The sequence below is a fragment of the Pedomonas sp. V897 genome, assembly GCF_051304405.1.
GTDB lineage: Bacteria > Pseudomonadota > Alphaproteobacteria > Sphingomonadales > Sphingomonadaceae > Pedomonas.
Genome location: NZ_JBPPGG010000001.1, coordinates 1,012,064 through 1,036,698, shown reverse-complemented (window position 1 = coordinate 1,036,698; position 24,635 = coordinate 1,012,064). Strand labels below are relative to the sequence as shown.

20 protein-coding genes are annotated in these 24,635 nt (G+C 67.3%); 10 read left to right on the top strand and 10 right to left on the bottom strand.

All coding sequences use genetic code 11. The features are described 5' to 3' along the window. Positions 1-8: 8 nt before the first annotated feature. On the bottom strand, positions 9-2,273 hold the full coding sequence (locus tag ACSJJU_RS04915; RefSeq protein ID WP_435914095.1) for an NADP-dependent malic enzyme: 2,265 nt from the start codon (positions 2,271-2,273) through the stop codon (positions 9-11). 108 nt (positions 2,274-2,381) lie between these two features. On the opposite strand from ACSJJU_RS04915, the gene mutS reads away from it, so the two are divergent. Both mutS and ACSJJU_RS04905 read left to right on the top strand, forming a co-directional pair. Beyond that, a complete protein-coding gene (gene mutS / locus ACSJJU_RS04910) occupies positions 2,382-5,021 on the top strand; it encodes a DNA mismatch repair protein MutS (RefSeq protein WP_435914094.1) in 2,640 nt (879 codons plus the stop codon). A 10-nt stretch (positions 5,022-5,031) separates the two neighbouring features. Continuing rightward, positions 5,032-7,821, top strand: coding sequence for a [protein-PII] uridylyltransferase (locus ACSJJU_RS04905; RefSeq protein ID WP_435914093.1), 2,790 nt, complete (start codon positions 5,032-5,034; stop codon positions 7,819-7,821). A 299-nt stretch (positions 7,822-8,120) separates the two neighbouring features. Here the strand turns inward: ACSJJU_RS04905 and dnaQ are convergent, their stop codons facing one another. From dnaQ to ACSJJU_RS04880, 5 genes are all read right to left on the bottom strand, one after another. Beyond that, positions 8,121-8,798 (bottom strand): DNA polymerase III subunit epsilon, encoded by a 678-nt coding sequence (dnaQ, locus tag ACSJJU_RS04900; protein ID WP_435914092.1) that lies wholly within the window; start codon positions 8,796-8,798, stop codon positions 8,121-8,123. Between the two features lie 67 nt (positions 8,799-8,865). Next, positions 8,866-9,519 carry a dephospho-CoA kinase gene (coaE, locus tag ACSJJU_RS04895; protein ID WP_435914091.1) on the bottom strand — a complete coding sequence of 218 codons (654 nt, stop codon included), beginning with the start codon at positions 9,517-9,519 and terminating at the stop codon, positions 8,866-8,868. Continuing rightward, on the bottom strand, positions 9,516-10,361 hold the full coding sequence (locus tag ACSJJU_RS04890; protein WP_435914090.1) for a shikimate dehydrogenase: 846 nt from the start codon (positions 10,359-10,361) through the stop codon (positions 9,516-9,518). Before ACSJJU_RS04890 ends, coaE begins: the two co-directional genes overlap by 4 nt. A 169-nt stretch (positions 10,362-10,530) precedes the next feature. After that, the gene (locus ACSJJU_RS04885; protein WP_435914089.1) at positions 10,531-11,163 is read right to left on the bottom strand and encodes a Maf family protein; all 633 of its coding nucleotides are present in this window, start codon (positions 11,161-11,163) and stop codon (positions 10,531-10,533) included. Further along, a complete protein-coding gene (locus ACSJJU_RS04880; RefSeq protein ID WP_435914088.1) occupies positions 11,153-12,013 on the bottom strand; it encodes a pyruvate, water dikinase regulatory protein in 861 nt (286 codons plus the stop codon). Before ACSJJU_RS04880 ends, ACSJJU_RS04885 begins: the two co-directional genes overlap by 11 nt. Before the next feature lie 284 nt (positions 12,014-12,297). Here ACSJJU_RS04880 and hemE point away from each other — a divergent pair, with 284 nt between their 5' ends. The 4 genes from hemE to ACSJJU_RS04860 all read left to right on the top strand — a co-directional run bounded on the left by hemE (position 12,298) and on the right by ACSJJU_RS04860 (position 16,062). Further along, positions 12,298-13,317: a uroporphyrinogen decarboxylase gene (gene hemE, locus ACSJJU_RS04875; RefSeq protein WP_435914087.1), complete on the top strand. Its 1,020-nt coding sequence runs from the start codon at positions 12,298-12,300 to the stop codon at positions 13,315-13,317. A 153-nt stretch (positions 13,318-13,470) separates the two neighbouring features. Continuing rightward, positions 13,471-13,923: a protoporphyrinogen oxidase HemJ gene (gene hemJ, locus ACSJJU_RS04870; RefSeq protein ID WP_435914086.1), complete on the top strand. Its 453-nt coding sequence runs from the start codon at positions 13,471-13,473 to the stop codon at positions 13,921-13,923. A 150-nt stretch (positions 13,924-14,073) separates the two neighbouring features. Next, positions 14,074-15,330: a transcription termination factor Rho gene (gene rho, locus ACSJJU_RS04865; RefSeq protein ID WP_435914085.1), complete on the top strand. Its 1,257-nt coding sequence runs from the start codon at positions 14,074-14,076 to the stop codon at positions 15,328-15,330. 90 nt (positions 15,331-15,420) lie between these two features. Then, a complete protein-coding gene (locus ACSJJU_RS04860) occupies positions 15,421-16,062 on the top strand; it encodes a YjbE family putative metal transport protein (protein WP_435914084.1) in 642 nt (213 codons plus the stop codon). 425 nt (positions 16,063-16,487) lie between these two features. Here the strand turns inward: ACSJJU_RS04860 and ACSJJU_RS04855 are convergent, their stop codons facing one another. From ACSJJU_RS04855 to ACSJJU_RS04840, 4 genes are all read right to left on the bottom strand, one after another. Further along, entirely contained in the window at positions 16,488-17,459 is a 972-nt protein-coding gene (locus ACSJJU_RS04855) for a quinone oxidoreductase family protein (protein ID WP_435914082.1), read from the bottom strand. After that, positions 17,456-18,373, bottom strand: coding sequence for a glycerophosphodiester phosphodiesterase family protein (locus ACSJJU_RS04850; protein ID WP_435914081.1), 918 nt, complete (start codon positions 18,371-18,373; stop codon positions 17,456-17,458). The genes ACSJJU_RS04855 and ACSJJU_RS04850 overlap by 4 nt, the downstream gene beginning before the upstream one ends. 3 nt (positions 18,374-18,376) lie before the next feature. Further along, positions 18,377-19,078, bottom strand: a complete 702-nt coding sequence (locus ACSJJU_RS04845) for a dienelactone hydrolase family protein (protein ID WP_435914080.1) — start codon at positions 19,076-19,078, stop codon at positions 18,377-18,379. A 77-nt stretch (positions 19,079-19,155) separates the two neighbouring features. Further along, entirely contained in the window at positions 19,156-19,608 is a 453-nt protein-coding gene (locus ACSJJU_RS04840) for a methylated-DNA--[protein]-cysteine S-methyltransferase (protein WP_435914079.1), read from the bottom strand. A 116-nt stretch (positions 19,609-19,724) separates the two neighbouring features. Here ACSJJU_RS04840 and mnmE point away from each other — a divergent pair, with 116 nt between their 5' ends. The 4 genes from mnmE to ACSJJU_RS04820 all read left to right on the top strand — a co-directional run bounded on the left by mnmE (position 19,725) and on the right by ACSJJU_RS04820 (position 24,621). After that, positions 19,725-21,035: a tRNA uridine-5-carboxymethylaminomethyl(34) synthesis GTPase MnmE gene (mnmE, locus tag ACSJJU_RS04835; protein WP_435914078.1), complete on the top strand. Its 1,311-nt coding sequence runs from the start codon at positions 19,725-19,727 to the stop codon at positions 21,033-21,035. Positions 21,036-21,296: 261 nt separating this feature from the next. After that, positions 21,297-23,180 (top strand): tRNA uridine-5-carboxymethylaminomethyl(34) synthesis enzyme MnmG, encoded by a 1,884-nt coding sequence (mnmG, locus tag ACSJJU_RS04830; RefSeq protein ID WP_435914381.1) that lies wholly within the window; start codon positions 21,297-21,299, stop codon positions 23,178-23,180. 5 nt (positions 23,181-23,185) lie between these two features. Continuing rightward, complete coding sequence (rsmG, locus tag ACSJJU_RS04825) at positions 23,186-23,824, top strand: 16S rRNA (guanine(527)-N(7))-methyltransferase RsmG (protein ID WP_435914077.1); 639 nt, start codon at positions 23,186-23,188, stop codon at positions 23,822-23,824. Further along, complete coding sequence (locus tag ACSJJU_RS04820; protein ID WP_435914076.1) at positions 23,821-24,621, top strand: ParA family protein; 801 nt, start codon at positions 23,821-23,823, stop codon at positions 24,619-24,621. Before rsmG ends, ACSJJU_RS04820 begins: the two co-directional genes overlap by 4 nt. Positions 24,622-24,635 lie beyond the last annotated feature (14 nt).

Genomic DNA, 24,635 nt, shown 5'->3' with positions numbered 1-24,635 from the left:
CCCCGCGCTCAGCGCAGGGCGCCTGCCGCCGCCAGCACCGCCATGTTCACCAGATCGGTCGCGCTCGAGGTCATGGGCACGATCTGGATCGGCTTGGACATGCCGATGAGCAGCGGGCCGATCACGCCGCCGTTGATTTCCTTCAGGAGCTTGGCGGTGATGTTGGCCGCATGCAAGCCCGGCATGATGAGAACGTTGGCGGGGCCCGTCAGGCGGCTGAAGGGATAGAGCGCCTTCAGCTCCCGGTTGAGCGCCACATCGGCCGAGACCTCGCCCTCGTACTCGAAACCGGGCTGGCGCTCGTCCAGCAGCGCCACCGCCTCGCGCACCACACTGGGGATGGTGCCGCGCGGGTTGCCGAAGTTGGAGTAGCTGAGGAACGCCACCCGCGGCTCATGGCCGAGGCTGCGCACGACTTCCGCCGACTGGATGGCGATGTCCGCCAGGGTTTCCGCGTCCGGGCGCTCGTGCACGGTGGTGTCGGCGATGAACAGGGTCTGGCTGCGGCCCACCACGATGTGCATGCCGAACAGCACGTGCTCCGGCTTGGGATCGACGGCGAGCAGGATCTTGTCCAGGCTCTGGCGGAAGTGGCGGGTGACGCCGGTGATCATGGCGTCCGCGTGCCCCATGGAGACCAGCAGGGACGAGAAGACGTTGCGGTCCTGGTTCACCAGGCGCTGGCAGTCACGGAGCAAAAAGCCCTTGCGCTGGAGGCGGCTGTAGAGCAGCTCCACCATCTTCGCCGTGCCCGGGGTGACGCGGGCGTTGAAGATCTCGAACTCCTCCGGGTTCTCGACGCCCAGCGCGCGCAGGCCCGCCTGCACCTGCTCGGTGCGGCCCACCAGCAGCGGAATGCCGTAGCCGCCGTTGCGGAAGCTGATGGCGGCGCGCAGCACCCGCTCCTCCTCCGCCTCGGCGAACACCACCCGCTTCGGGTTCTGGCGCGCCAGATCGAAGCTGGTGTTCAGCACCGCCGTCGAGGGGTTGAGGCGGGTTTTCAGCTCGGTGCGGTAGGCATCCATGTCGAGGATGGGACGGCGGGCAACGCCCGAGTCCATCGCCGCCTGCGCCACCCGGCTCGGCACCCACTCGATGAGGCGCGGATCAAACGGCGCGGGGATGATGTACTTCGGACCGAACGAGCGCCGGTCGCCGCCGTAGGCCGCCGCCACCTCGTCGGGCACGTCCTGCCGGGCCAGCTCCGCCAGCGCCTGCGCCGCCGCGATCTTCATTTCCTCGTTGATGGTGGTGGCGCGCACGTCGAGCGCGCCCCGGAACAGATAGGGGAAGCACAGGACATTGTTGACCTGGTTCGGGTAGTCCGAGCGGCCCGTCGCCACGATGGCGTCGTCACGCACCTCGGCCACCTCCTCCGGCGTGATCTCGGGGTCCGGGTTGGCCATGGCGAAGATGATGGGCTTGTCGGCCATGGACTTGACCATGGCCTTGGTCACGGCGCCGGCGGCCGAGAGACCCAGGAACACGTCCGCCCCCTTCAGGGCCTCCTCCAGCGTGCGGGCGTCGGTGGCGGCGGCGTGGGCCGCCTTCCACTGGTTCATGCCCTCCGTGCGGCCCTGGTAGATGACGCCCTTGCTGTCGCACATGATGACGTTGTTGTGCGGCACGCCCAGCGCCTTGGCCAGCTCGGTGCAGGCGATGGCGGCGGCGCCCGCGCCGTTCACCACCATCTTGATGTCCTTGATGTTCTTGCCGGTGATCTCCAGCGCGTTGATCAGGCCCGCCGCCGCGATGATGGCGGTGCCGTGCTGGTCGTCATGGAACACCGGAATGTTCATCAGCTCCTTGAGGCGGCTTTCGATGATGAAGCACTCGGGCGCCTTGATGTCCTCGAGGTTGATGCCGCCGAAGGAGGGCTCCAGCAGCTTGACCGCGTTGACGAAGGCGTCCGCGTCCTCCGTCGCCACCTCGAGGTCGATGGAGTCCACATCGGCGAAGCGCTTGAACAGCACCGCCTTGCCTTCCATCACCGGCTTGGAGGCGAGAGCACCCAGGTTGCCGAGGCCGAGAATGGCCGTGCCGTTGGAGATGACCGCGACCAGATTGCCCTTGGCGGTGTAGTCGTAGGCCGAGTTCGGGTCGGCGGCGATCGCCTTGACCGGGACCGCAACGCCGGGAGAATAGGCAAGGCTCAGATCGCGCTGCGTCGCCATGGGCTTGCTTGCCACGATCTCGATCTTCCCCGGCCGCTTGGCCGAGTGGAACAGCAGCGCCTCACGATCACTGAACTGCACGTCCTTGTTGCCTGCCATTCCCTCTCCCTTTCCTCGACGCGGAACGCTAGAACTGCCCTGATGTACAGAAACTCATCCGACACGTCTATCAAAGCCGACATGACCGCAACGGCCGGTGCAACGCCCATGATGGCTCAGTATCTTTCAGTCAAGGCCGAGTACCCTGACTGTTTGCTGTTCTACCGCATGGGCGACTTTTACGAATTGTTTTTCGAGGACGCCCGCAAGGCGGCTGCCGCGCTCGACATCGCCCTCACCCACCGGGGAAAGCACCTGGGCGAGGATATACCCATGTGCGGCGTGCCCATCCATGCCGCTGAAGGATATCTGGCGCGCCTCATCAAGCAGGGCTTCCGCGTCGCCGTCGCCGAGCAGATGGAAGACCCGGCGGAGGCGAAGAAGCGCGGCTCCAAATCCGTCGTGCGCCGCGAGATCGTGCGCCTCGTCACCCCCGGCACCCTGACGGAAGAGTCCCTGCTCGACACCCGCGCCAGCAACTATATCGCCGCCCTTGGCGAAGCGCAGGGCGCGCTGGCGCTTGGCTGGTGCGACATGTCCACGGGCCGGTTCTGCACCATGGCCGTGGGCGCGGACCGGCTGGAGGCCGAACTCGCCCGCCTCGCGCCCGCCGAGCTGCTGTACCCCGACAGCCTCCAGCCGCCCGCCGTGTGCGAGGTGATCGGCACCGCCACCACCATCCTGCCCCGCCACCGGTTCGACAGCCAGAAGGGGGCGGAACGCCTGAAGGGCCTGTTCGGCGTCGCCAGTCTCGACAGCTTCGGCGAATTTTCCCGGGCGGAACTGGCCGCGGCGGGCGCATTGGTGGACTATCTCGACGAGACCCAGAAGGGCGCGCTGCCGCGTCTCTCCGCCCCCCGGCGGGAGGAGGCGGCCACCGTCATGGCGATCGACGCCGCCACCCGGTTCTCGCTGGAGCTGACCCGCACCACCGGCGGCGAGCGCAAGGGGAGCCTGCTCTCCACCATCGACCTCACCGTCACCGGCGCGGGCGCGCGCCTGCTGGCGGACGATCTCGCCGCCCCGCTGACCGACTGCGACGCCATCCGCCAGCGCCTCGATCTGGTGAACTGGTTCTTCGAGGACACCATCGCCCGCACCCGCACGCGCGACATCCTGAAGGAAACGCCGGACATCGAGCGCGCCCTCTCGCGCCTCTCGGTGGGGCGCGGCGGCCCGCGCGATCTCGCCGCCATCCGCAGCGGCCTTGCCCAGGCGCTGGCGCTGAAAGCGGCGCTGCTGGAGGCCTACGGCCAGCCCATCGCCGCCTGCACCTTGCTGGAGGACCAGCTGGGGCGCATCGGCGCGCACGGGGAACTCCTTGACCTGCTCACCCGCGCGGTGGTGGCCGAGCCGCCCATCAGCGTGGCCGACGGCGGCACCATCGCCGCCGGGTTCGACCCCACGCTCGACGAGCTGCGCAGCCTCTCCGCCGACGGCCGCCGCGCCATCGCGGCGCTGGAGGCGCGCTACCGGGAGGAGACCGGCATCGCCTCGCTCAAGATCAAGCACAACAACCTGATCGGCTACCACATCGAGGTGCCGGCCAGGGCCGCCGATGCCCTGCTTGCCCACCCGGACTACGTCCACCGCCAGACCATGGCGGGCGCGGTGCGCTTCTCCACCGGCGAGCTGGCGGATCTGGCGCTGCGCATCTCCCAGGCGGGGGACCGGGCGCTGGCGCTGGAGAAGGAGCATTTCGAGGCCCTGCGCTCGGCCGTGCTCGCCGACGGGCAGGCCATCGCCGCCACCGCCGCCGCGCTGGCCCGGCTGGACGTGGCCTCGGCGCTGGCCGAACTCGCCGCCCGGGACAACTGGTGCCGCCCGGAGGTCCACGCCGACAGCGGCTTCCACATCGAGGGCGGACGCCACCCGGTGGTAGAGGCGGCGCTGCGCAAACAGGGCCAGCCGTTCGTCGCCAACGACTGCGATCTCCGGGCCGAGAGCCGGGTGTGGCTCATCACCGGCCCCAACATGGCGGGCAAGTCCACCTTCCTGCGCCAGAACGCGCTCATTGCCATTCTCGCGCAGATGGGCTCGTTCGTCCCCGCCCGCAGCGCCGCCATCGGCGTTGTCGACCGCCTGTTCAGCCGCGTTGGCGCGGCAGACAACCTGGCGCAGGGCCGCTCCACCTTCATGGTGGAGATGATCGAGACCGCCGCCATTCTCAACCAGGCGACCGACCGCTCCCTCGTCATCCTCGACGAGGTGGGGCGCGGCACCTCCACCTACGACGGCCTCTCCATCGCCTGGGCGGTGCTGGAGCACCTGCACGAGCAGACCCGCTGCCGCACCCTGTTCGCCACCCACTACCACGAGCTGACCGCCCTGGCGGAGCGCCTGCCCGCGCTGGCGCTCTATACGGTGCGGGTGAGCCAGTGGAAGGACGAGCTGGTGTTCCTGCACGAGATCGCCCCCGGCGCGGCGGACCGCTCCTACGGCCTTGCCGTCGCCAAGCTGGCGGGCCTGCCCGCGCCGGTCATCCGCCGGGCGCAGGCCATTCTCGACCGGCTGGAGAAGCCGGGCAGCCCGGGCGGCAACGGCAGGGCGCGCGGCGGGGCCAAGGCCGCGCTCGAATCCCTGCCGCTGTTCGCCGCCGCGCCCGAGCCGGCCCCCGCGCGGGAGGAAACGCCCGATCCGCTGCGCGAAGCGTTATCCGCCGTGCGGCCGGACGACCTGACGCCGCGCCAGGCGCATGACCTGCTGTACCAACTGAAAACGTTGGCAGAGAAACCCGATCCCTCGTAGGCTGGCATCCATGAAAGAGCTGTTCGCCCAGATCCCCAATCGCCGCGCCATCATCAACCGGCCCCTGCTTGCCGACCAGATCGCCGAGCTGGCGGCCGAGGGCGGCGAACCGGGCGATCTGAGGCGAAAGTGCGTCGTCCTGCTCAAGGACGCGCTGACCGCCGGCCGGAAGGAGCTGCGGCGGCGCATGCTGGAGGACGAGTCGCGGGGCAAGCTGCTGGCCCGCTCCTACGCCTTCCTCACCGACCAGATCGTGCGTCTCAGCTTCGATTTCGCCGCGCGCGTGCTCTACCCCCGCGCCAACCCCACCGAGGGCGAGCGGCTCAGCCTGTGCGCCGTGGGCGGCTACGGCCGGGGCGAAATGGCCCCGTTCTCCGACGTCGATATCCTGTTCATCACCCCCTACAAGGCGACGCCCTGGAGCGAGCAGGTCATCGAGGCCACGCTCTACATGCTGTGGGATCTGCGGCTGAAGGTGGGCCATGCCTGCCGCACCATCCCCGAGATCATCCGCTACTCCCGCGAGGACCTGACCATCCGCACCGCGCTGCTGGAGGCCCGCTACCTGTGGGGGGACGAAGCCCTCTACGACGAGGCCCGCACCGCCTTCTACCGTGACGTCATCCCCGGCACCGAGCAGGACTTCGTGCGCGACAAGCTGGCGGAGCGCGACATGCGCCACAAGCGCATGGGCGACAGCCGCTACGTGGTGGAGCCCAACCTGAAGGAGGGCAAGGGCGGCTTGCGCGACCTGCACACCCTGTTCTGGATCGGCAAGTACATCCACCGCACGGCGGACGTGAGCGAGCTGGTGGACAAGGGCCTGCTGTCCGCCGACGAGCTGCGCCAGTTCCTGAAGGCCGAGGCGTTCCTGTGGAGCGTGCGCTGCCACCTGCATGATCTGGTGGGCCGCGCCGAGGAGCGGCTCACCTTCGACGTGCAGCGCGAGCTGGCCGCCCGCCTGCGCTATGCGGACCGGCCCGGCGCCTCCGGCGTCGAGCGGTTCATGAAGCACTACTTCCTCGTCGCCAAGCAGGTGGGCGACCTCACCCGCCAGTTCCTGGCGCATCTGGAGGAAAGCCAGAAGAAGCGGCCGCTGTGGCGGATGCCCGCGCTCAAGCTGCGCTCGCGCAAGCTCTCCGGCTTCGTGCTGGCGGACGGGCGCATCTCCGCGCCGCGGGAGACCTTCTTCCGCGAAGACCCGGTGCGGCTTCTGCAACTGTTCCACCTGGCGGACCAGCACGGGGTGCAGATCCACCCCCAGACCGTGCGGCAGGTGACGCGGGACGCCTCCCTCGTCGGCACCGCCCTGCGCGAGAACCGGCAGGCGAACCAGCTGTTCCTCGAGATCCTCACCTCGCGCAACAACCCGGAGAACACCCTGCGCCTGATGAACGAGGTGGGCGTGTTCGGTCGCTTCGTGCCCGACTTCGGCCGGGTGGTGGCGCAGATGCAGTACGACATGTACCACCACTACACGGTGGACGAGCACACCATCCGCGCCATCGGCCTGCTCTCCCGCATCGAGAAGGGCGAGCTGAAGGACGACCATCCGCTCGGCACCAAGCTGATGGAAAAGATGGTCTCGCGCCGGGTGCTCTACGTGGCGGTGCTGCTGCACGACATCGCCAAGGGCCGCCGGGGCGACCACTCCATCCTCGGCGCGGAGGTGGCCCTGCGCCTGTGCCCCCGCTTCGGCCTGACGCCCGCCGAGACCGAAACCGTCTCCTGGCTGGTGCGCTATCACCTGCTGATGTCGGACACCGCCTTCAAGCGCGACCTCGCCGACTTCAAGACCATCCTCGACTTCGCCGACCAAGTGCAGAGCCCGGAGCGGCTGAAGCTGCTGTTCCTGCTGACCTGCGTCGATATCCGCGCCGTCGGGCCCGGGGTGTGGAACGGCTGGAAGGCCCAGCTCCTGCGCGAACTCTACTCCTCGGCGGAGGAGGTGCTGCGCCTCGGCCACAAGACCGTCGGCCGGCAGGAGCGCATCGAGGCCAAGCAGAAGGCGCTTGCCGCCGAGCTGGGCTGGGACGCGGCGGTCTTCGACGCCTACCGCACCCGCTTCTTCGACGCCTACTGGATCGCCGAGCCCGAGGACGTGCTGGCGCTCAACGCTGCCCAGGTGCACGAGGCAGACGAGGCCGGCCAGCCCATGTCCATCGCGACGGTGGTGGACAAGGAGGCGGGAACCACGCTGGTCTCTCTCTACGCCGCCGACCACCCGGGCCTGTTCTACCGGCTGGCGGGCGCCATCTCGCTGGCGGGCGCCAACATTCTGGGCGCGCGCATCCACACCACGCGGGACGGCATGGCGCTGGACAACATCACCATCGAATGCGCCGCCGGCGGGGCGTTCGACGAGCCTGACCAGCTGGAGCGGCTGCGCCAGACCATCACGGATACGCTGGCGGGCAAGGTGAAGCTGAAGGACCGGCTGGCGGCCAAGCCGCTGATCCGGGCGCGCGCCGAGGTGTTCCATGTGGAGACCAGCGTGCTCATCGATAACCTGGCGTCCAACCGCTACACGGTCATCGAGATCAACGCGACGGACCGCCCGGCCCTGCTGTTCTCCCTCACCTCCGCCTTCTTCGAGGCCAAGGTGACCATCCACTCCGCCCACATCGCCACCTACGGCGAGCGCGCGGTGGACGTGTTCTACATCACCGACCTGATGGGTGCGAAGATCACCAACGCCAACCGCCTCAAGGCGCTGGAGCGCCGCCTGATCGCCGCCGCCGACGGCAAGGACAGCGAGGAAGACCCCGTCACCCCCGCCCAGATCGCCGCCGCACAGTGAACGGGGGCTTCCCCCGCCTCATCGGCTATGACAGACGGAGTAACGTGTAAAGAAATCGCGAAAATCTTTATACGTCACATCCGACATGCAAAGTTTTTTGCGGTTTCCTTTACAGGACAAGCCCTGCGGATCGGCAGTGCATCAGCATGAAAAAAGCCCCGCCTGAGCGGGGCTTTTTAACCGCACTGCAGCATGGCTTGGTATCGCCGCTCGCCACATTGGCCTCCGAAGAGGTCTTGAATGTGGATTTGCCGAGTGCTCCCACAAAGAGCCACTAACATCTATTCATATAGATGATACTACGCCTGGCGCCAGAGGGGCGGTTTCTTCATGCGGTCGAGGAAGGCGGCGTGGGCGGCCAGCTCCTCCTCGGTGGGCGCGTGCGGCCGGGGCGCGTGCCAGCTGCGCACGATCCGGATCTGCTCCACCACCTGCGTGGTCTCGGACACCAGCTCCAGCCGGTTCTGCCGCCCGCCCATCAGCTCCAGATAGACCTCGGCCAGAAGCTGGGCGTCGAGCAGCGCCCCGTGCTTCACGCGGGCCGAGCGGTCGATGCCGAAGCGGGTGCAGAGCGCGTCGAGCGTCGCCTTGGCGCCGGGGAACCTGCGCTTGGCGATCTCCAGCGTGTCCACCATGCGGCTGGCGGAGATGATGTCCCGCCCGCTGTTCCTCAGCTCCCAGTTGATGAAGCGGAAGTCGAACTCCGCATTGTGGGCGACAAGGGGCGCATCGCCAATGAAATCCAGAAACTCGTCCACGATGGCGCTGAAGATGGGCTTGTCCTTCAGCATCTCGGTGGTGATGCCGTGCACCTCCACCGCCGCCGCGGGCACATCGCGCTGGGGATTGATGAGCAGGTGCAGCGTGCGGCCCGTGGGCAGCCGGTCGAACAGCTCGACGCAGCCGATTTCGATCAGCCGGTCACCCATGTCCGGGTCGAAGCCGGTGGTTTCCGTATCGAAGACGACCTCGCGCATGATCCTGCCTGTTGTCCCGCCTGTTGTTCTTGTTGTTTTTGGTGGTTTTTACGTCTGTTTTCTTCGCCTAACGGCACTGCATCCGACGCCGGGCCTTCCAGCCCGGCTGGCGCGGCGGCCACTGTCTCGCTTTTCTGCCGCGAAGGCAACGGATGATGCGCTCAACCGCAGCGTTGGCGGGCGCAAGGCCAAGGCCCGAGGGGATGATGAAGTCGGCGCGCGAACGCTTCTCCCGGTCCGGCATCTGCTTGGCGAGGATCTGCCGGAACTTCTCCTCCGTCATGCCGGGGCGGGAGAGCACCCGCTGGCGCTGGATATGGAAGGGCGCGGTGACCACCGCCGTTGCGTCGCAGACGCGCCAGCCGCCGCTCTCGAACAGCAAGGGCACGTCCAGCACCACCAGCGGACGGCGGGCGCGGGCCTGCGCCGCCAGCCAGTTCTGCCGCGCGGCGTGGACCATGGGATGGATGATGGCCTCCAGCCTCTTCAGCGCGGCCGGGTTGCCGAACACCATCGCCCCCAGCTTCTGGCGGTTGAGCCCTTCCGGCCCGGTGGTGCCGGGGAACGCCGCCTCGATGAGCGGCAGCGCCTTGCCGCCCGGTCCCTGGAGCCGGTGCACCACCGCATCCGCATCGAACACCGGCACGCCGTGACGGCGAAACATGCGCGTCGCCGTCGATTTGCCCATGCCGATGGAGCCAGTGAGCCCGAGGATGATCATGCCAGCAGCCGTGCCCTCAAGTCCGCCTCGCTGACCGGATCGCGCGGCGGCTCGGCGTCGAAGAACAGGCGGAAGGCATCCGCCGCCTGCCCCACCAGCATGGACAGGCCGTCAACCGTGCGCAGCCCCCGCGCCCGCGCCTGCCGCAGCAGGTCCGTCTCCAGCGGGACATAGACGATGTCATAGACCACCGCATCCTGCGCCACCGGCGCAAGATCCAGCTCCAGCGGGGGATAGCCCTTCATGCCGAGGCTCGACGTGTTGACCACGAGCGCCGCCCCCTCAAGCGCCTGCCCCGCCGCCTCGAAGCCGTAGACCGCGCCGGGAAGCCCGAACTCGGCCCGCAGCGCCTCCGCCTTGTCCCGCGAGCGGTTGATGAGGCGCACCTCGGAGACGCCCAGCGCCTTCAGCGCCGCCAGCACCGCCCGCGCCGCGCCGCCCGCCCCCACCACACAGGCCGGGCGGCCCGCCAGCGCGGCACCGCGCAGCGGCTCGGCAAAGCCGGTCACGTCCGTGTTGTAGCCGACGAGCCGCCCCTCGGCCGTCACCACCACCGTATTGACCGCGCCGATGGCCCGCGCCTCGGGCGTGATCTCGTCCAGCGCTTCCATCACCGCCTGCTTGTGCGGAATGGTGACGTTCACCCCCCGCAGCCCCAGCGCCGGCAGGGCGCGAATGGCAGTCTGCAACCCTTCCGGTGCCACCGGAAAACGCGCGTAATGACCGTCCATCCCCAAAGCCTCCAGCCAGAAGCCATGGATGACCGGAGACTTGGAATGGCTGATCGGCCAGCCAATGACAGCGGCTACAGGCGGATTGGGCCGGGTGTGGGATGCGGACATGAGCGACAGGACCGTTTCTCTTTGTTCTCTTTGTTTTTCTTTGCAGGGGTCATGGACCCCTGCGACCCCCTTCGTTTTAGCGGTACGTGTGTCCAGAGTGCGCTGGAGACACGGCCCTGTAAACTAAAGGGAGGTGCAGGAGGGGCAAGCCCCTCCTGCATAAAAACACTTACCGAATCAAAACCTTGCGTTCCCGCAGGTAGTCCAGCACCGCCAGCAGCGGCAGGCCGAGGATGGTGAAGAAGTCTCCGTTGATGCGGGAGAACAGCTGCGCGCCCCGCCCTTCCAGCCGGTAGCAGCCCACGCAGCCGAGGATCGCCTCGCCTTCGTGGGCGAGGTAGTCGTCCAGGAACTCTGGCGTGAAGGCGCGCATGGTAAGGGTCGCCGTATCGACGAAGCGCCACACCGCCTGGCCGTTCTGGGCGATGACGGCGGCGGAGATGAGCTTGTGCTCCTGCCCCCGCAGCATTTCCAGATGCTGGCGGGCTTCCTCCAGCGAGCGCGGCTTGTCGAGCATGTCCGCCTTGCCGAAGCTGAGCACCTGATCGCACCCCAGCACCAGCGCGCCGGGGATGCGGCTCGAGATCTTCAGCGCCTTGGTTTCGGCCAGCGCGTCGGCGATGGCGCGGGGGCTGGCCTTCTGCGCCTTGAGGCTGGCTTTCAGTTCGTCCTCGTCGACGCGGGGCGGGATCGCCTCGAACGGCACGCCTGCGGCCGTCAGCATGGCCTGGCGGCTGGCGCTGGTGGAGGCGAGGATCAAGGCGGGCGCGGCCGGTCCGCCCGGTGCCGGATCAGTTGCCATTTCCGTTCCCGTTCCCGTTTCCATTCCCGTTCCCGCCCAGCGCTTCCTGGCGCTGGACCAGATAGTTGAGGATCGCCGCCGCCGTTTCCTCGATCGAGCGGCGGGTCACATCGATAACGGGCCAGCCGTGCTGCGTAAACAGGCGGCGGGCGAAGGTGATCTCGGCCGACACCTCGTCCTCGCGCACATAGTCGCTGTCGGTGGGCTGGTTGAGGGTGAGCAGTCGGTTGCGGCGGATCTGCACCAGACGCTCGGGCGAGGTGGTGAGGCCCACCACCAGCGGCCGGGTGAGCTGAAACACCTCCGGCGGCAGGGGAATGCCGGGCACCACCGGCACGTTGGCGGTCTTGTAGCCGCGGTTGGCGAGATAGATGCTCGTCGGCGTCTTGGAGGTGCGGGAGACGCCGAGAAGCACGATATCCGCCTCGTTCAGCGTTTCCGCCGACTGGCCGTCGTCATGGGCCATGGTGAAGTGCATGGCCTCGATGCGGTTGAAGTAGGCCGCGTCGAGCGCGTGCTGGCGGCCGGGCAGACCGCGCGCGGCCTGGCCCAGCGTCTGGCTGAGCGCTTGCAACACCGGGTCGAGCACGGAAATGGCGGGCAGCCCCAGCTGCAGGCACCGGCTTTGCAGGCGGTCGCGCGTGGCCGGATTGACCAGCGTGTAGAGCACCAGGCCCGGCCGCTGGGCGATTTCCTCCATCACCCGTTCGATCTGCCGTTCGGAGCGGATCATCGGCCAGAAGTGTTTCACGGCCTGCACACCCTCGAACTGGGCAAGGCACGCCTTGGCGACGGACTCGAGGGTTTCGCCTGTGGAGTCCGACACGAGATGAAGATGAAGCCTGGTCATAAGCCTGTGGATAACTGTGTGGAACGCGCCTTGGTGGACAGGGTGTATCCCGGGCATCCACGCCAGCCGGTGAGTCGTGCCCAACTTATCCCCAAATTGTCCGCATGGGGATGAAATTTAAGGCTTCCTGGGGATATTGGGGATAACTCGGGGGAAGAAGCGGAATCCCTTGGCAAACGCGACCGAAAGTTCCATGGCCACGTTGTGGATTAGTGGATAAACCCGATTCACACCGCACAACCACAGCCACAGACTCTCAGATTCATAAAGGAAGGAAGTAGGTAGTGGAGACGAAGCCCCTGTTACGTGTGCTCGCCGGCGAGCGGCTCGATCCGCCACCTGTCTGGCTCATGCGCCAGGCCGGCCGTTACCTTGGCGAGTACCGCGAAGTGCGCGCCCGCGCCGGCTCCTTCCTCGATCTCTGCTACACGCCGGATCTGGCGGCCGAGGTAACGCTGCAACCGATCCGCCGCTTCGGCTTCGATGCGGCCATCCTGTTCAGCGACATCCTGGTGGTGCCGCACGCGCTGGGGCAGACGCTGTGGTTTGCGGAAGGCGAAGGCCCCCGGCTCGCGCCCCGCATGGCGGAGACCGCGCTCGAGGCGCTCACCCCCGCGCCCGAGCGGCTGGAGCCGGTGCTGGAGACCGTGCGCCAGGTGAAGGCGGCCCTGCCGCCGGAGGTGACCTTCATCGGCTTTGCCGGGGCGCCCTGGACCGTTGCCACCTACATGGTGGAGGGGCGCGGCAGCCGCGATCAGGCGACGGCCCGCTCCATGGCCTATCAGGAGCCGGAGCGGTTCGGGCAGCTCATCGATGCCATCGTTGACCAGACCATCTCCTACCTCCTCGGCCAGATCGCGGCGGGCGTGGAAGTGGTGCAGATCTTCGACAGCTGGTCCGGTACCCTCTCGCCCGAGCAGTTCCGCGCCTGGGTGATCGCGCCCACCAGACGCATCGTCGATGCCATCCGCGAGAAGCACCCCGGGTTCCCCGTCATCGGCTTCCCCAAGGGCGCGGGCGCCAAGCTGGTGGAATACGCGCGGGAGACCGGCGTCTCGGCCGTCGGGCTCGACGAGACGGTGGACCCGGCGTGGGCCAATGCGGCGCTGCCGAAAGGGCTTCCCGTTCAGGGCAATCTCGACCCGCTCGCCCTGCGCGCGGGCGGCGCGGCGCTGGACCGCGCGGTGGACGCGATCCGGGAAGCCCTTGACGGCCGCCCGCATATCTTCAACCTCGGGCACGGAATTCTGCCGGACGTTCCGGTTGCGCACGTGGAGCAGCTGTTGTCCCGCTTGCGCGGTTAGGATTTGATACGTTTTGCGAGGGTCTCGGACCCTCGCGCTCCCTTGTCATGACAGGGCCGCGCCCCGTCCACGCGCACGGGCCCATGAAACAAAAGGGAGGTTGCAAGGAGGGTCCGGGACCCTCCTTGCGAGGAAAACAGGAGACCAGTGAACGTGGAAGGGTTTCTCGGCGGCGCCTACCTGTGGGTGAAGGCATTTCATCTCATATCGGTGATCTTCTGGATGGCGGGCATGTTCATGATGCCGCGCTTCTTTGCCTATCATGCGGAGGAGAATGCGGCGCACGGGGTGGGCTCGGCCCCTGATCTGACCTGGCGCGAGCGCGAGCGCCGCCTGATGCGGATCATCATCAACCCGGCGATGATCCTCGCCTGGCTGCTGGGGCTTGCACTGGCGTTCGATCTGGGCTGGCAGGGCGGCTGGCTGCACGCCAAGCTGGTGATCGTGCTGCTGCTTTCCGCCTACCACGGCTTCCTTTCCCGCTGGCGCAAGGCCTTTGCGGCCGGGAACAACCCGCGCTCGACCCGCTTCTACCGGGTCGTCAACGAGCTACCGACTCTGGCGGTTGTGCTGATCGTCATTCTGGTGATCGTAAAGCCGTTCTGATCTGTTTTGTCGTCAAGCGACGCTTGACTTCTTCCACAGTGCTGCTTACGTGCACGGGAGCCCTGCGCCGTCCTGGCGCGGCTCCCTTCCCTACATCTTCCGCGTGCACCGAAACAGACAGACCGCGGACCCCTACCATTAGGCACAGCTATGCATTTGCATGACCTGAAGCGGAAAACGCCGGCCGAACTTGTGGCGATGGCCGAAGAGCTGGGTGTCGAGAACGCGTCCACCCTGCGCAAGCAGGACCTGATGTTCTCCATCCTCAAGCAGATGGCCGAAACCGACGTCCAGATCATGGGCGCCGGCGTCATCGAAGTCCTCCCGGACGGCTTCGGTTTTCTGCGGTCGCCCGAGGCCAACTATCTGGCCGGTCCCGACGACATCTACGTCTCCCCCTCCCAGGTTCGCCGCTTCGGTCTGAGAACGGGCGATACGGTTGAAGGCGAGATCCGCGCTCCCAAGGAAGGTGAGCGTTACTTTGCCCTGACCAAGGTTTCGACCATCAACTTCGACGAGCCGGAAGTGGTTCGTCACCGCGTCAACTTCGACAACCTGACGCCGCTCTATCCGAACGAGAAGTTCACCCTCGATCTCTACGATCCGACCCGCAAGGACATGTCCTCGCGCGTCATCGACATCATCTCGCCGCAGGGCAAGGGCCAGCGCGCCCTCATCGTCGCCCCGCCGCGCACCGGCAAGACGGTTCTGCTCCAGAACATCGCCCACGCCATCACCGCCAACCACCCGGAAGTCTACCTCATCGTTCTGCTGATCGACGAGCGCCCGGAAGAAGTGACCGACATGCAGCGCTCGGTGCGCGGCGAGGTCATCTCCTCCACCTTCGACGAACCGGCGGCGCGCCACGTGCAGGTGGCGGAGATGGTCATCGAGAAGGCCAAGCGCCTCGTCGAGCACAAGCGCGACGTGGTGATCCTGCTGGACTCGATCACCCGCCTCGCCCGCGCCTACAACACCGTGGTGCCCTCCTCGGGCAAGGTGCTGACCGGCGGTGTGGACGCCAACGCCCTCCAGCGGCCGAAGCGCTTCTTCGGCGCGGCCCGCAACGTGGAGGAAGGCGGCTCGCTCTCCATCATCGCCACCGCGCTGATCGATACCGGCAGCCGCATGGACGAAGTGATCTTCGAAGAGTTCAAGGGTACCGGTAACTCCGAAATCATCCTTGACCGCAAGGTGGCCGACAAGCGCATCTTCCCGGCCATCGACGTGGGCAAGTCCGGCACCCGCAAGGAAGAAATGCTGGTGGACAAGGCCACCCTGTCCAAGATGTGGGTGCTGCGCCGCATCCTCATGCAGATGGGCACCGTGGACGCCATGGAGTTCCTGCTCGACAAGATGAAGGACTCCAAGACCAACGAGGATTTCTTCGCCGCGATGAACCAGTAAGGCCGGACGGCGTCCTTTCCCGAAAAGGGTGCCGTCGGCTTTTGCGGCGGGTTCTTTCAGGCCGGTTACGGCCGAGCAGAGGACGGTATCGTGGAGTCAATCATCCAAGCCCTGTCGGATCCGGCGGCCCTGGCTGCCTTCTTCCAGGTGGTGCTCATCGACATCACCCTGGCGGGCGACAATGCCATCGTGGTCGGCGCGCTGGCGGCAGGCCTGCCGAAGCAGGACCAGAAGAAGGTCATCTTCATCGGCATCCTGGCGGCGCTGGTGCTGCGCATCTTCTTCGCCCTGGTGGCCTCCCAGCTGCTGGAGATCATCGGCCTCCTGCTGGCGGGCGGCATCCTGCTGCTGTGGGTGGCGTGGAAGATGTGGCGCGAACTGAACCCGGCCTCGCCGCACAAGGTGCAGGGATCGGACGAGTTCCCCGTGGACGAAGGCGTCAAGACGCCCAAGTCCTTCGCCCAGGCCGCCTGGGCCGTGGCGCTGGCGGACGTGTCCATGAGCCTCGACAACGTGCTGGCAGTCGCCGGCGCGTCGCACGAGCATCCGTGGGTCATGGTGTTCGGCCTGGTGCTGTCCGTGGCCCTGATGGGCGTGGCCGCCGGGTTCATCGCCCGCGTCATCGACCGGTTCCGCTGGCTCGCCTACATCGGCCTCCTCGTGATCGTCTACGTCGCCCTCTCCATGATCTGGGACGGCTGGCACCAGATCTCGCCCTACGTCGGCGGGTAAGACACAGCGCCAGACAGAAAACAGCGGGCGTCGGGAGCCATCCCGGCGCCCGTTCTGTTTGGGGGCCCGTTCTGTTTGGGTTTATTTGATTTTTTCTTTGCAGGGGTCTTTTTTTGCAGGGGTCTTGGACCCCTGCACCCCATTCGTTTTCAGGGCCGCGTTTCCGGTGCGTCCCTTTCGTCGCCTTGAAAGAAAAGGGCCGTGCCCTTCATCACGCGCACAGCCCTTTCATCGCCCGGAAAGAACGGGGCCGCGCCCTTCGCCACACGCACGGCCCTTTCATCGCCCGGAAAGAACAGGGCCGCGCTCTTCATCACACGCACGGCCCGATAAACAAAAGGGAGGTGCAGGAGGGTCCAAGACCCTCCTGCAAAAAATCCCCCTGCATAAAGACAATCCAGGATCAGGAACTCCCGGACCAGCCCCTACGGCTCGATGATCGTGCACCCGGTGGTCTTGCGGGCGGCGAGGGCGCGGTGGGCCTCGGCGATGTCGGCGAGTTTGAAGGTTTGCTCGATTTCCACCTTGAGTTCGCCGTTCAGGATCTTGCCGAACACCTGTGCGCAGTAGCGCTCCCGTTCTTCCGGCGTCGCGTAGTAGTGGATGAGCGTTGGCCGGGTGACGTAGAGCGATCCTTTGGTGGAGAGGATGCCGAGGTCAACGCCGGTGACCGGGCCGGAGGCGTTGCCGAAGGAGACCATCAGGCCGCGCGGCTGAAGGCAGTTGAGGGACGCCTCGAAGGTGTCCTTGCCGACGGAATCGAACACCACCGGCACGCCCCGGCCGCCGGTGAGTTCCTTCACGCGGGTTGCCACGTCCTCCTCGCGGTAGAGGATCACATGGTCGCAGTCGTGGGCGCGGGCCAGCGCTGCCTTCTCGGGGCTGCCTGCCGTGCCGATGACGGTCGCGCCGATGGACTTGAGCCACTGCACTGCCAGCAGCCCCACGCCGCCCGCTGCGGCGTGCCACAGCACCGTCTCGCCTGCTTTGACGGGGTAGGTGCGGCAGACCAGATATTCGACTGTACAGGCCTTCAGGAGGCTTGCAGCGGCAATGCGGTCGTCCAGCCCTTCGGGCAGCTTCACCACCCGGTCCGCCGCGATGGTGCGGTACTCGGCATAGGCGCCGACCGGCCCCCAGGCGTAGGCGACGCGGTCGCCCTTGGCGAGGTGCGTCACCCCCTCGCCCACGGCCTCGACCACGCCGGCGCCTTCCTGACCCGGCGTGAACGGCAGCGGCAGCGGATAGAGCCCGCTGCGGTGGTAGGTGTCGATGAAATTGAGGCCGATGGCGGTGTGGCGCACCAGGATTTCGCCGGGCGCGGGTGTGGGCGTGGGCAGGTCGACGAGTTCCAGAACCTCCGGCCCGCCGGTGCGGGAGACCTGAACGGCTTTCATGGCGTGTCCTTCGTATTGCTGTTCCGGGAGTGGCTGATGGCCTGCTGTACGATCCCAGCCCTGTCGCTGGCGATGACAGTGACGCCCTGGCGCACCAGATCACTATACTCGGCCGGGTCACCATCGGCCAGATATAGGTCGTCCAGCCGGACGCGGGCGCGCCCGTTGGTGCCGAAGGCCGCCTCCACCCCGTGCCGGCGCAGCGCCTCCCACAGCGACGGGCTGGGCTTCTGCGTGCCGGTCCAGGCGATGAGCCGGGAGAGATCGAAGCCCCGGCGTTGCAGGTCCCTGAGGTCCCTGACCGAGCGGATCGGGGTTGAGACCATCACCCTCGGGTCGAGCCGGTGCACCCGGAGCGCGTCCGACAGGCGATAGGTGACGATGATGACCTGCCCGGCCATCTGCTCCGCGTCCACCGTCTGGAGGACAGCCTCCACCCGGGTGCGGGGCTTGATGTCGAGTTGCAGCCAGGCGCCCCGCGTCCGTGCCCAGCGCAGCGCCTCGGCGAGGGTGGGTACGGTTTCCTCCAGCGGATTGCCGTGCCGGTCCTTGAGGCGGCAGGCGCGCACCTGCGCCAGCGTGGCGGCGCTGACGGGGCCTTCGCCGGTGGTGGTGCGCTCCAGCCGGTCGTCGTGGAGCAGCACCAGCGCTCCGTCCGCCGTGGTGGCCACATCCACTTCCATCAGCTGGATACCGGCCTCCCACGCGGCCTGGAGGCCGGAGAGCGCATTCTCCAGCGTATGGGGGTCCGGCCGGCCCCGGTGAGCGGCGGCGATGCCGGCCTTCCGCTCGCGCAGCCGGTCGAGCTGCACGGTCAGGTCGGCCGGAGCCGCTAGGGCGTCGGCGTCCGGCGAGGCGGCCGCCGACGCGCCGTCGCGTTCCGCCGCGCCGTCGCTCTCCGGGGCGACGCTCACCGGTTACTTCAGGTGTTCGGCGAAGAATTCCGCCGTGCGGCCATGGGCCAGATCGGTGGCCTGCCGGTCGAAGTGCTTGCCGTTGATGCGGGTGAAGGCGTGGTTCACGCCCGGGTAGTCGTAGAGGGTCACCAGCGGGTGATCGTCGAGCGCGGCGTGGATCTGCTTCTGCGCCTCCTTGCTGACGAACTCGTCTTCCTCGGCGATGTGCATCAGCAGCGGCTTGGTGATGCTGGCGGCCTCGTCCAGCATCGACTCGATGGTGACGCCATAGTAGCTCACGTTGGCGTCCGCGTTGGTGCGGGTGGCGCAGAGGTAGGCCATCCGCCCGCCAAGGCAGAAGCCGACCGTGCCCACGTTGCCGGTGCAGCCGTGGGTCTGGCGCAGGGTATCGATCGCCGTCTGGAGGTCTTCGACGCCCTTGTCCACGTCGAACCCGTTCAGCAGCGCGAAGGCCTTGTTCCATTCCTCCTGGGTCTTGTCCGTGATCTGGACGCCCGGTTCCTGCCGCCAGAACAGGTCCGGCGCGAGCGCGAAATACCCCTTCTCGGCCCAGGCGTCGCACTTGGCGCGCACGTCATGGTTCACGCCGAAGATTTCCTGGATCACCACGATGCCGGGGCCGGTGCCGCTGGCCGGTTCAGCCAGATAGGCGGAAAACTCGCCCGAGCCGTCGCTTGCCGTAAGAGTGATCTCGCGTCCCATTGATCTCTCCTTATGATTCTGAAAATGCTCGAAAAAAATCAGATACGCCGGAAAAGCGCCCGGTCAATGGCTAACGATCAGTGATCAAGGGCGCCTTCCAGGCGCAGCAACAGGGTCTTGGTCTCCGTGCCGTCGCCGAAGCTGTAGTAATCGGAGCCGGGCGTGCTGCTCAGCACTCGGTGGCAGGGAATGAGGATGGGGATCGGGTTGTTGGCGCAGGCCTGCCCCACGGCGCGGGCCGAGGTGCCCAACTCCTTGGCGATTTGTCCGTATGTTTTGGTCTGCCCATAGGGGATGGCGGCCATGGCCTGCCAGATCTGCTGGCGGCGCGGCGTGCCCCAGGGCGCCAGCGGCAGGGTGAACTGCCGGAGCTTGCCGTCGAAGTAGGCGTCAAGCTGCTCCCGGGCCGTCCGCAGCAGGGGCGTTTCCTCCTGCGCGCTGCCCCAGCCCCACTCGACCGCGACGATCTGGCCCTCGTCCTCGCACAGGGTAATGTCGCCGATGGGGGTATGAAGCGAAAGGGTGGGCATTGCGGCCTCCTGCGAACAGAACGACAGTGGCCGAAGTCTTAGCACGAACAGGTGCTTGCGGGGGAAGATCTGATCGGCGTATCCCGCAGGCGAACGGCAAGGAAGGTGGCAGACCGATGAGCGAGACGATCTTCGCCCTGTCCTCGGGGCGCGGCCCGGCGGGCGTGGCGGTGGTGCGCGTCTCGGGCGCGAAGGCGGGCGAGGCGGTCCGGCTCCTGACCGGCGGGCCGCTCCCCCCGCCCCGCACGGCGGCGCTGCGCCTTCTGCGCGACCCGCAGGACGGCGAGGTGATCGACCAGTCCCTCGTGCTGTGGTTCCCCGCCCCCCACAGCTTCACCGGCGAGGACGTGGCGGAGCTGCACGTGCACGGCGGCCCGGCGGTGGTCTCCGGGGTGCTGGCGGCCCTCGGGCGGCAGCCGGGGCTGCGCCCTGCCGAGCCGGGCGAGTTCACCCGCCGCGCCTTCCTCGCGGGCAAGATGGATCTGACCCAGGTGGAGGGCCTCGCCGACCTCATCAACGCCGAAACCGAAGCCCAGCGGCGGCAGGCGCTGCGCCAGATGCAGGGCGTGCTCGCCGACCTCTACGAGGGCTGGCGCGAGCGGCTGGTGCGGGCGCTGGCCTATGTGGAGGCGGACATCGACTTCGCCGATGAGGATGACGTGCCCGAGCACGTCTCGGCGCAGGTGAAGGATCAGATCGCCCGGCTCTCGGCCGAGATCGCCCGGCATCTGGCGGACGGCAGCCGGGGCGAGCGCCTGCGCGACGGGCTGAGCGTCGCCATCATCGGCCGGCCGAACGCGGGAAAATCAAGCCTTCTCAATGCCTTGGCCAAGCGGGACGTGGCCATCGTCTCCAACATCGCCGGCACCACCCGCGATGTGATCGAGGTCCACCTCAACCTCGGCGGCTACCCGGTCACGCTGATCGATACGGCGGGCCTGCGGGAGACCGACGACCCCGTCGAAGCCGAAGGCGTCGCCCGTGCCCGCGCCCGTGCCCGGGCCGCCGACCTGCGCCTCCACCTCACCCCCTGCGGCGAGGAACCGGCCGCAACGGCGGCGGAAGGTGAAAGCCTCTCCGTCATCACCAAGATCGACCTCGGCGGCCTGCCCCCCGGCTGGCACGACGGCCGCTTCCACATCTCCGTCGTAACCGGCCAGGGCCTTGCCGAACTGGTCGCCCACCTCGCCGTCTGGGCAGGCAAGGCCCTGGGCGGCGGCGAATCCGTGCTCCTCACCCGCGAGCGGCACCGGCACGCGCTTGAGGCCTGCCGCGCCCACCTGGAAGCAGCCCTCACCCAGCCCGACCTTGTTCTGATGGCGGAAGACATGCGCCTCGCCGCCCGGGCGCTCGGGCGCATCACCGGCCGCGTCGACGTGGAAGACCTGCTCGACGTCATCTTCCGGGATTTCTGCATCGGGAAGTGAGGTTGGCGTTTTCCCACGAAAGGGGGTCTCGGACCCCCTTTCGATCCCCCTTTCGTTTCAAAGGGCCGCGCCCGTTCGATACCGCGCACGTCCCGATAAGATAAAGGGAGGTTGCCAAAAGGGTCCGCGACCCTCCTGCAATGAAACCCTCAGCGGCAATGTTCCACGTGGAACACTCACCCCGCGCACCACACCCACTGTTTCACGTGGAACACTGCCTCCCTGTTTGACTTCCGCCTGGCAAAACCATACTGATGGGCGATCATGCCAAGCTACGACGTTATCGTTATCGGCGGGGGTCACGCCGGCTGCGAAGCCGCGGCGGCGGCCGCGCGCATGGGCGCGAGGACTGCGCTTGTCACCCACAGGGTGGAGACCATCGGCGAGATGTCGTGCAACCCGGCCATTGGCGGGCTTGGCAAGGGGCATCTGGTTCGCGAAATCGACGCGCTGGACGGAGTGATGGGCCGGGTGGCGGACGCGGCGGGCATTCAGTTCCGCCTGCTCAACCGCCGCAAGGGTCCGGCGGTTCAGGGCCCGCGCGCGCAGGCGGACCGCAAGCTGTATCGCCGCGCGATGCAGGACGTGATGCTCAACTACCCCAATCTGACGGTGGTTGCGGCAGCCGCGGAAGACCTGACCTACAGCGAGACGGAGTCCGGCCCGGTCATCTCCGGTGTGGTGCTGGCGGACGGCACCCGGCTGGCGGCGGGCGCGGTGGTGCTGACCACCGGCACCTTCCTGCGTGGCGTTATTCATATCGGCGAGACGCAGATTCCGGCGGGCCGTGTGGGCGAACAGCCGTCCGTTGGCCTGTCCGACACCCTGAAGCGGTTTGGTTTCGCGCTCGGGCGGCTCAAGACCGGCACTCCGGCCCGTCTCGACGGGCGGTCCATCGACTGGGCCGGGCTGGAGGCCCAGCCGGGCGATGACCCGGCGGTGCCGTTCTCCTTCCTGACCGGGGCGATCACAACCCCTCAGGTATCCTGCTACATCACGCGGACCACGGCGAAAACGCACGAGATCATCCGCGCCAACATTCACCGTGCCCCCATGTATGCGGGGCGGATCGAGGGCGTCGGCCCGCGCTATTGCCCATCCATCGAGGACAAGGTGATGCGCTTTGCCGACAAGGACAGCCACCAGATTTTCCTCGAACCGGAGGGGCTGGACGACGCCACCATCTACCCCAATGGCATTTCCACCTCCCTGCCGGAGGAAGTCCAGGACGCCTTCCTGCGCACCATTCCGGGCCTGGAGCGGGTGAAGATCCTGCGCCCCGGTTACGCCATCGAGTACGATTTCGTCGATCCGCGGGAGCTGAAGCCCAGCCTCGAGACGCTGAAGGTGAAGGGCCTGTTTTTCGCCGGGCAGATCAACGGTACCACTGGCTACGAGGAAGCGGCAGCGCAGGGTCTGCTGGCCGGTCTCAATGCGGCCCGGGTGGCGGGCGGCAGCGCCGAGCCGTTCCTCATCGACCGCGCCGACGCCTACCTTGGCGTGATGGTGGATGACCTGACGACCCAGGGCACGCGCGAGCCCTACCGCATGTTCACCTCCCGCGCCGAGTATCGCCTGCGGCTGCGGGCGGACAACGCCGATCAGCGCCTCACCCCGCTGGGCATTGCCGCCGGATGCGTCGGCGCCGAGCGCGCCGCTGCGTTCCGCCGCAAGATGGACGCCTTGCAGGAGGCGCGGGCGATGGTGGAAGGCCGCGCCCTCTCTCCCACGCAGGCGGCGCGGCATGGTCTCAGCGTCAATCAGGACGGCATCGTCCGCACGGCGTTCGAGCTGATGCGCTACCCGGATATCGATTGGGCGCGGCTGTGCACGGTGTGGCCGGAGCTGGCCGAGGTGGACCCGGCGGTGGCCGAGCAGATCGAGATCGACGCCAAGTACGCCACCTACATCGACCGTCAGCGGGAAGATATCGAAGCGTTCCGCCGCGATGAGGCCCTGACCCTGCCGCAGGATCTGGATTACGCCGCGGTGATGGGCCTGTCCGCCGAGTTGCGGGAAAAGCTGTCGGTGGCCCGTCCGGCGACCCTAGGCGCGGCGGCCCGGCTGCCGGGCGTCACGCCGGCGGCGCTCACGGCCCTTCTCGCCCACGTCAGGAAACACGCCAGCCGCCGGTCCGCAGCATGAACGACATGGTCCAGGAAACGTCCGGTCCCGAGGTGTTGACCGACGTGATCGATGTTTCACGTGAAACACTGAGCGCCCTCAATCGCTACGTGCTCATGCTCAAGGACTGGCAGACCCGGCTCAATCTGGTGGGCCCGGCCACCCTGCCGGACGCCTGGCGGCGGCATATCCTGGATTCGGCCCAGCTGTTCCGGCTGGTCGAAAACCCGCAGGACAAGGTGTGGATGGACATGGGCTCCGGCGCGGGCTTTCCTGGCCTCGTCATGGCGATCATGGGCGTAGGCGAAGTCCATCTCGTTGAATCCATTGGGAAAAAGTGCCGCTTTTTGGAGGCGGTGGTGGACGCCCTCGCCCTCCACGACCGGGTGATCGTCCACAACGAGCGGCTGGAGAAGATGACGCGCTTCAAGGCCGACATCATCTCCGCCCGTGCGCTCGCCAGGCTGGCGCAACTGTTTGACTGGGGCCACCCCTTCGCGGCATCATCCACCCGTTGGCTCATGCTCAAGGGCCAGGATGTGGAAGCGGAACTGGCTGAGGCCCAGCAGAAATGGGCCTTTGAGTATCACCTTCATGCCAGTCTGTCGGACCCCCGCGGCCGTGTCGTCGAGGCATGGGGCGTGGCGCGAAAGGCCAGGAAATGACGGGTAATTCCCCTGATTGTCGCATCATCGCCATCGCCAACCAGAAGGGCGGCGTGGGCAAGACCACCACGGCGATCAACCTTGCCACCGGCATGGCGGCCGTTGGCCGCAAGGTGCTGGTGATCGACATGGACCCGCAGGGCAACGCCTCCACCGGACTGGGCGTGGACCGGGCCCATCGCGCCCTCTCCACCTACGACCTGTTGCTGGGCGAAGCCACCGTGGCCGAAGCGCGGCAGGAAACCGTGGTGCCGAATCTCTGGCTCATCCCCTCCACCATTGACCTCTCGGGCGCCGAGATCGAGCTGGTGGACATGGAGCAGCGCAGCTTCCGCCTCAAGACGGCGCTGGCCGAGGCCTGCGCGGATTACGATTACGTCATCATCGATTGCCCGCCGTCCCTCGGCCTGCTGACGATCAACGCCCTGGTGGCCGCCGAAGGCGTGCTGGTGCCGCTTCAGTGCGAGTTCTTCGCGCTGGAAGGCCTGAGCCAGCTGCTGCAAACCATCGATCGGGTGCGCGGCAACTTCAACCCGATGCTGGGCATTTCCGGCGTCGTGCTCACCATGTACGACAAGCGCAACAAGCTGTCCGACCAGGTGGCGGAAGATGTCCGCAGCTGCCTCGGCAACCTGGTATTCGAGACGGTCATCCCCCGCAACGTGCGCCTGTCCGAAGCGCCCTCCCACGGCAAGCCGGCGCTGCTCTACGATCACAGGTGCCCCGGCTCGGAGGCCTACATGAAACTGGCGACCGAAATCCTGCGGCGCATGGAAGCGGCCGTGGAAGCGGCCTGACGCGACCTTGACTT

What these genes read in the sequence shown, in the direction of transcription:
- ACSJJU_RS04915 (WP_435914095.1), bottom strand. Translation starts at nt 2,273, where the DNA reads ATGGCAGGCAACAAGGACGTGCAGTTCAGTGATCGTGAGGCGCTGCTG.
- mutS (WP_435914094.1), top strand. Translation starts at nt 2,382, where the DNA reads ATGATGGCTCAGTATCTTTCAGTCAAGGCCGAGTACCCTGACTGTTTG.
- ACSJJU_RS04905 (WP_435914093.1), top strand. Translation starts at nt 5,032, where the DNA reads ATGAAAGAGCTGTTCGCCCAGATCCCCAATCGCCGCGCCATCATCAAC.
- dnaQ (WP_435914092.1), bottom strand. Translation starts at nt 8,798, where the DNA reads ATGCGCGAGGTCGTCTTCGATACGGAAACCACCGGCTTCGACCCGGAC.
- coaE (WP_435914091.1), bottom strand. Translation starts at nt 9,519, where the DNA reads ATGATCATCCTCGGGCTCACTGGCTCCATCGGCATGGGCAAATCGACG.
- ACSJJU_RS04890 (WP_435914090.1), bottom strand. Translation starts at nt 10,361, where the DNA reads ATGTCCGCATCCCACACCCGGCCCAATCCGCCTGTAGCCGCTGTCATT.
- ACSJJU_RS04885 (WP_435914089.1), bottom strand. Translation starts at nt 11,163, where the DNA reads ATGGCAACTGATCCGGCACCGGGCGGACCGGCCGCGCCCGCCTTGATC.
- ACSJJU_RS04880 (WP_435914088.1), bottom strand. Translation starts at nt 12,013, where the DNA reads ATGACCAGGCTTCATCTTCATCTCGTGTCGGACTCCACAGGCGAAACC.
- rho (WP_435914085.1), top strand. Translation starts at nt 14,074, where the DNA reads ATGCATTTGCATGACCTGAAGCGGAAAACGCCGGCCGAACTTGTGGCG.
- ACSJJU_RS04855 (WP_435914082.1), bottom strand. Translation starts at nt 17,459, where the DNA reads ATGAAAGCCGTTCAGGTCTCCCGCACCGGCGGGCCGGAGGTTCTGGAA.
- ACSJJU_RS04845 (WP_435914080.1), bottom strand. Translation starts at nt 19,078, where the DNA reads ATGGGACGCGAGATCACTCTTACGGCAAGCGACGGCTCGGGCGAGTTT.
- ACSJJU_RS04840 (WP_435914079.1), bottom strand. Translation starts at nt 19,608, where the DNA reads ATGCCCACCCTTTCGCTTCATACCCCCATCGGCGACATTACCCTGTGC.
- mnmE (WP_435914078.1), top strand. Translation starts at nt 19,725, where the DNA reads ATGAGCGAGACGATCTTCGCCCTGTCCTCGGGGCGCGGCCCGGCGGGC.
- rsmG (WP_435914077.1), top strand. Translation starts at nt 23,186, where the DNA reads ATGGTCCAGGAAACGTCCGGTCCCGAGGTGTTGACCGACGTGATCGAT.
- ACSJJU_RS04820 (WP_435914076.1), top strand. Translation starts at nt 23,821, where the DNA reads ATGACGGGTAATTCCCCTGATTGTCGCATCATCGCCATCGCCAACCAG.